Annotated in this window: 6 protein-coding genes; 4 read left to right on the top strand and 2 right to left on the bottom strand. The window is 71.1% G+C overall.

All coding sequences use genetic code 11. From position 1 onward, the window contains the following. Positions 1-154 precede the first annotated feature (154 nt). Positions 155-1,561 carry an IS1380 family transposase gene (locus ACQ3I4_RS15265; RefSeq protein WP_430632959.1) on the bottom strand — a complete coding sequence of 469 codons (1,407 nt, stop codon included), beginning with the start codon at positions 1,559-1,561 and terminating at the stop codon, positions 155-157. 637 nt (positions 1,562-2,198) lie between these two features. Here ACQ3I4_RS15265 and ACQ3I4_RS15260 point away from each other — a divergent pair. Then, a complete protein-coding gene (locus ACQ3I4_RS15260) occupies positions 2,199-3,152 on the top strand; it encodes a GNAT family N-acetyltransferase (protein WP_329861977.1) in 954 nt (317 codons plus the stop codon). A 106-nt stretch (positions 3,153-3,258) separates the two neighbouring features. Continuing rightward, on the top strand, positions 3,259-3,744 hold the full coding sequence (locus ACQ3I4_RS15255) for an SRPBCC family protein (protein ID WP_329861976.1): 486 nt from the start codon (positions 3,259-3,261) through the stop codon (positions 3,742-3,744). Between the two features lie 23 nt (positions 3,745-3,767). On the opposite strand, the gene ACQ3I4_RS15250 is transcribed toward ACQ3I4_RS15255, so the two are convergent. After that, positions 3,768-4,382, bottom strand: coding sequence for a LysE/ArgO family amino acid transporter (locus ACQ3I4_RS15250; RefSeq protein ID WP_329861975.1), 615 nt, complete (start codon positions 4,380-4,382; stop codon positions 3,768-3,770). Positions 4,383-4,450: 68 nt separating this feature from the next. Between ACQ3I4_RS15250 and ACQ3I4_RS15245 the strand changes: the two genes are divergently transcribed. Then, complete coding sequence (locus ACQ3I4_RS15245) at positions 4,451-5,344, top strand: LysR family transcriptional regulator ArgP (protein WP_329861974.1); 894 nt, start codon at positions 4,451-4,453, stop codon at positions 5,342-5,344. Between the two features lie 135 nt (positions 5,345-5,479). Further along, complete coding sequence (locus ACQ3I4_RS15240) at positions 5,480-6,277, top strand: SDR family oxidoreductase (protein ID WP_329861973.1); 798 nt, start codon at positions 5,480-5,482, stop codon at positions 6,275-6,277. The last annotated feature ends 13 nt before the right edge of the window (positions 6,278-6,290 follow it).

Genomic DNA, 6,290 nt, shown 5'->3' with positions numbered 1-6,290 from the left:
AGCCTCGATCCACCGACGGGCGATGTAGTCGGGGGCTGGATTTCTGAAGCAGCCTTGAGCGGGATTTTGGCATGACCGTGTAGCCGGCCTCGCTGCCGGTCGTGTTCCACGGTGGGTTCCCTCTGTCGCGCCGGTGTCGGCTGGTGGATGGCTTCTATGCGGGCTGCGGTGGCCGGTGGCGGGCGGTGAAGAGTCGTTCGAAGGCTTGCTGCCAGGGCCAGGACTCGGGCAGGCGTATCCGGATTCTGCGGGCGCTGGAGACGATCCGGGCCGGCAGGTTCACCAGCCGGGCCCGGATAGTGCCGGTGCGGGCCCGGGTGAAGGTCCCGGCGGCGAGGATCCCGGCTGCACGGGTGAGGTTGTAGGCCATCACCGCGCAGGCCAGCCAGGCGCTGTTGGCCCAGAAGTGTCCGGAGGGCAGGTGGGCCAGGGCGCTGTCCTTGAGATCGGCGTTGACTTGCTCGATGATCGCGTGTTGTCGGTGGGCCTTGTCGGCGGCCACGGTATCCAGGACCTCGGGATCGGTGGTGGTGAAGAAGGCATGGAACCGGTGGGTGTCGAACAAGGTCGGCTGCCCGTCGCCGTGTTTGGGGTTCAACTCGGGAATCCGGCGCACCACCAGCCGTCCGGGGATCCTCTCGGCCTTCTTCCGGGATGTGAAGGCGGTGAAGGGGACCTCGGCGACCTCGGCCTTCGAGGTCCAGGTGTCGGTGCCCTCGTCGTAGATCGCCTGTGGGTACTTGATGCCGGTCCAGGCCTGCTCGTCGATGGTGGCGATGGCCTTCTTGACTGCTTTGTCCATCCGCACGGTGACGGAGACATCGGCCCCCGCGGTGAGCGCGGCAGCCACGGTGGGGTGTCCGTAGAAGGCGGAATCGGCGCGAACCAGTACCCGGGTGCCGGCGGCCGGAGGCATTCGCTTCAGGGTGGCCAGTGCGTCGGCGACGAACCGGGAGGCCCCGCGTGGGGAGCCCACCGCGCCGCGGCGCAGGCGTTGGCCCAGGATCACCGGGGCCGTAGTCTCGGTGCTGGCGGTGGCCAACAGGGCATTGAGCCCGCGGACTCCGGAGTATCCGTATCCGGAGCCCTGCTTGGCGTAGCCGTGGACTTCGATGATCGTGTCGTCCACATCCACGAACACGAATCCTCCTGCGCCGTCTGCCGGAGCGCCCAGTAGCGGGGCCCGGTCGGCCAGGTTCGCCAAGAGCCGGGTGGCGACCGCGTCGAGCTGGCGGACGTGCCCGAAGGTGAAGGCGCGCAGGAACGAGCCCAACGTCGAGGGCGCATAACAGGCACTGAAGACCCGCTTCATCGCCCCATGGCGCAGTACCGCCATATCGTCGATCGAATCGGCGCCGGCACACATGCCAGCCACCAAGGCCGCGACCTTCGCCCCGGCATTGGCGCCCTTGTCCGTCGGCACCGTCAGCTGCCTGCCGGCCAGTGAGTGCAAGCCCGATTCTCGCGCCAGTTCCATCACCGGCACCAACCCCGCGGAACCGACGAGGTTCGGTTCGTCGAAGGAAACTGACAGTGCGGCCCGGGTGTGGGAAACTTGCATCTACGAGATGCCCTCTCATCGCGGTGGAACGGAACCCTGAACAAGTCCCATTCTTCCCGGTCAGACGGGCATTTCGTGCTTAATTACGTCCCACCTCAAGCGTGACGGTCGGTGGATCAAGGCTTAGGCGTCCTTCTTCCCGTCCCCCGGGATGACGCCGCAGCAGCCCCGGCGGCCGGTTCAACGGCCCCGGGGCGCTTGAATATTCACATACTTCTGCACACCTGTGGATAACCCTTCTGCACATCCTGTGCGCGACGAATCCCCCGAGGATTAAGGGATGTGGGCCCGGCGATGCATCGACGGGCCCCCGGATTTCCACCGTTTCCCCAGCGGACAGGCGGAAATCTGTGAACAACCCCGGTGGTAGGGGTGATTTCCACAGCCTTCATCCACAGTGTTTATAACTCACACCCGTGTAACTCACCGACCCAACGGCTCCGCATCGGCCTTACGGCGGCGAATAGAACATACTTACCAACAGCTGTGTCCCCAGTTGTGGATAACCCTCTGCACACGCTGTGCGTTAAACGCGCTCTATTGATTGAATTCTCCCAATCACTGTACGCTGGACGCGCCCCACCGATCGGGCGCAGCACAATGCCGGCCGCGGGCCGGAGGAAGCAGGGAACGTGCCATGGCCCTTGAGTGGAGCACCATCACCGAGCAGGACACCGCCGAGTGGGCGCGGCTGACCAACGAACTGGCCGTGGCCGACCAGACGGAGGAGTTCTACGAACCCGAGGACCTGGCCGAGGAGCTCGAGGAGCCCGGCGTCGATCCCGCACGCGACACGTGGGCGGTCCGCGAGGACGGACGGCTCGTCGCCTTCGGGCAAGTGCGGATCAGCGACGCCCTCCGCGACGGCTTCGCCAAGGCGCACCTCGGCGGCGGCGTGCACCCGGAGCACCGGCGGCGCGGGATCGGCCGCGCGCTCATGGAGCGCCTGGAGGACCGGGCCCGCGAGCTCGGCGGCGAACGCCACGCCGGCCACCCGCTCCTGCTGGACGTCTGGGCGGGGCGCCCGGAGTCCGGCGCCGCCCGGATGGCGTCCGTCCGCGGCTACGAGCCGGCACGCTACTTCCAGGACATGAAGGTCGAGCTGGGCGGCTGGGAGGTTCCCGCGGGTGCGGCGCCCTGCCCCGGCGTCGTGTTCGATCCAGCCCACGCGGAAGGGATCCGGCGCGCGCACAACGAGGCGTTCGCCGACCACTGGGGCTCCTCCGCCCGCTCGCCGGAGAAGTGGGCGGCCCAGCTCAAGGCCCGCAGCTTCCGCCCGGCCTATAGCCGAACGGTCCTCAGCGACGACCCGGGACTCGATCCCGAGGAGGCGGTCGACGCCTACGTCCTCTCCGGCCAGTGGGTCCCGAAGGAGCTCTACGTGTCCCTCGTGGGCACGCGCCGGCGCGCCAGGGGGCGGGGACATGCAGCGGCGCTGCTGACCGACGTCGTCCGCCAGGCCAAGGAGGACGGCTACGCCTCCGTGGAGCTCGGCGTCGACTCGGACAGCCCGACCGGGGCCGTCGGCCTGTACGAGCGGGTGGGCTTCCGGCGCGTTCGGACCAACGTCGTCTACTCCCGCCGCGCCTGAGCGGCGTCCGCGTCCGGCCTTGCCGCCGGGACGGGGGCGGAGCAGACTGTGTGGCACAGCACAGCACAGCACAGCACGGTCCGGCACGGCACGGAGTGGAGGAGACGTGATCGAACCGACGGGGACGCTCGTCGAACGGGACCCGGGAGTCGACTTGGTCGTCTCCCGGTACTTCTCCGCGCCGCCCGAGGACGTCTGGGACAGCATCACCGACAGCCGGCGGACCGCCCTCTGGTTCGGTCACTGGCAGGGAGAGGGCCGGACCGGGGGCGAGATCGTGGTGACGCTGACGGCGGAAGACGGGGCCCCGACGTCGCACTTGCGCGTGGCGGCCTGCGATCCGCCCCGCCGGCTCGAGCTCGTCATGCGGGACGAGCACGGCAGCTGGGACCTCGAACTGCTCGTGGAACCCGTGGACTCCGGCGCCTCCCTGTCGCTGGTCCACCATCTGGCCGACCGGGCCGGCCTCGCGGAGATCGGGCCCGGGTGGGAGTTCTACCTCGACCGCCTCGCGGCGAGCCGGGTCGACGGACCGCTCCCGGACTTCGCCGACTACTACCCCGCGCTCACGGAATACTACGGGGCCCTCTAGTCCCCGGCCCCGGGGGCCGGGCCTCAGAGGCCGAGCAGCAGCGTGGCCGCGATGACGAGCATCGTCGCGGCCACGACGCCGTCGAGGATCCGCCAGGACGCCGGCTTCGAGAAGAAGCCGCGCAGGGCCCGCGCGCCCAGGCCCAGGGCCGTGAACCACACGACGCTCGCCGATACGGCACCCGCGGCGAACCACCAGCGCCCCGGATCCCCGTGCGACGAGGCGATGGACCCGAGCAGCACCACGGTGTCGAGGTACACGTGGGGATTCAGCCAGGTCAGGGCGAAGGCGGTGGCCACGGCCCCGCCGAGCGTCGTCCCGCCCCCGCCCTCGGCCACCGTGAGAGCCGCGGGCGCCACGGCCCGGCGCAGGGCGAGAACGGCGTAGCCCACGAGGAACGCCGCACCGCCGATGCGGGCCATGGGCAGGATCCACGAGGTGCCGTCCACGAGGGCTCCGACGCCGGCGACGCCGGCCAGGATCAGGACGGCGTCGGAGGCCATGCAAAGCAGGATGACCGGCACGACGTGTTCGCGGCGGATGCCCTGGCGGAGCACGAACGCGTTCTGGGCGCCGATCGCGGCGATGAGCGAGAGTCCCAGGCCGAGGCCGGCGAGGGAGGAAGGAAGGAAGGGCATTCCTTGACGGTAGGCTCCGGCGCATCGACAGTCCAGCTCAAGAAATTCATGATGCGTTAGAGTTCCTTATGATCGATTTCCCCGCCGACCAGCTCCGTGCCTTCGCGGCCGTCGTCGACACCGGGACGTTCGAGGCCGCGGCGCGCCGGCTGCACGTCACCCCCTCGGCCGTCAGCCAGCGGATCAAGGCCCTCGAGCGCACGGCCGGAACCGTCGTCGTCCGCCGGACGAATCCCGCTCAGGCCACGCCCGCCGGAAGGGTCCTGGTCCGGCTCGCCCGCCAGCTCGACCTGCTGGCCTCGGAGGCCGCCGCCGAGCTGTCCGCGGCCGCGGGTGGCACCGATGCGCCCACCGCGCGGGCGCCGATCGCGCTCGTCGTCAATGCGGACTCGCTCGCCACGTGGTTCGGTGCCGCCCTGCCGGTCCTGGCCGCCGACCCGAACCTCGAACTCGAGATCCTGCGCGAGGACGAGGCCTTCTCGGCCGAGCACCTGCGCTCGGGTCGCGTCATGGGCGCCGTCACCACGAGCGGGCGCCCCGTCCAGGGCTGCGCGGCGGACCTGCTCGGCAGCATGCGCTACCTGGCCGTGGCCGCCCCGGCGTTCGCGGACCGGTGGTTCGGGCCGGACGGGCCCGGGCTCGCCGGGGCGCCCGCCGTCCACTTCGACCGCAACGATGCCCACCAGCGGGACCTGATCCGCGGGCACGCGGGGGCCGCCGCCCGTCCCCCGGGACACCACGTGCCGGATTCCGTCCAGTTCGTCGAGGCGATCCGCGCCGGGCTCGGCTGGGGCATGGTGCCCGAGCAGCAGATCCCCGGCGACGGCTCGTTGCGGCTCCTCGATCCCTCGTGGGTGCACGAGGTCCCGCTGTATTGGCAGCGCTGGAAGCTGGACTCGCCGGCCCTGGCCCGGGTGACCGCCGCCGTGAAGGGGGCCGCTGCCGCCGGGCTGCCGCGGTAGGGACGGCGGCCCGGGCCACCGGACGACGCCGGTGCCGGGCTCCGCCAGGAAGCGTTCCCCCGCGCGGCGGGAACAAGGGGACGACGCCGGGGCCGCCTCGTTGACGGCGGAGCGGCACCCCGGCAGGGTGGAGCCATGAGGATCCTCGTCACCGGTGGAACCGGCACGCTCGGCCCGCACGTCGTCGAACTCCTGCGCTCCCGGGGCGACGAGGTCCGCGTCCTGACGCGCCGGAGCGGGATCGACGGCGGCGTGACCGGGGACCTCGCCACGGGAGCGGGACTCGATCCGGCTTGCGAGGGTGTCGACGGGATCATCCACCTGGCCAGCGGCGGCATGGATGCGTCGCGGTGGGAGGAAGTGGATGTCGACGGAACCCGGCGGCTCGCCGCGGCGGCCGCCCGCGCCGGCGTGCGACACGTGCTGATGATCTCGATCCTGGGCGTGGACCGCATCCCGCTTCCGTACTACCGGGCCAAGCTCGCCGGGGAGCACGCACTGGCCAGGGCCGGCGCCCCCCATACCGTGCTCAGGCTCCCGCAGTTCCACGAGCTCGTCGACACCCTGCTCGGCCACCTGGCCAAGACGCCGCTCGTTCCCGTGCCGCGCGGGGTCTCCGTCCAGCCGCTCGCCGCGCGCGATGCTGCCCGCGTGGTCCTCGAGACCCTCGACTCCGGGGCCCGCGGCACGGTCATCGCGGCCGGCGGACCGCAGGAACTGCGGCTCAAGGACGCGGCCGAGCAGTGGCTCGCCGCCCGGCACGAGGCGGGCGGGCGCGGCGGGGCGGTCGTGCAGGTGCCCTTTCCCGGCTCCGTGGTCCGGGCCCTGCGGGACGGCCACAACCTGCGGCTGGACTCCAAGCAGCCCGGCCAGTCGTTCGGCGCCTGGGCCCGGGAGCGCTTCCTCGGGCTCCCGGAGACCGGGGCCCGCTGACCGTTCCCTCCGC

It is taken from the genome of Zafaria sp. Z1313, assembly GCF_050563205.1.
GTDB lineage: Bacteria > Actinomycetota > Actinomycetes > Actinomycetales > Micrococcaceae > JAZDCJ01.
This window is presented reverse-complemented; position numbering and strand designations above follow the sequence as displayed.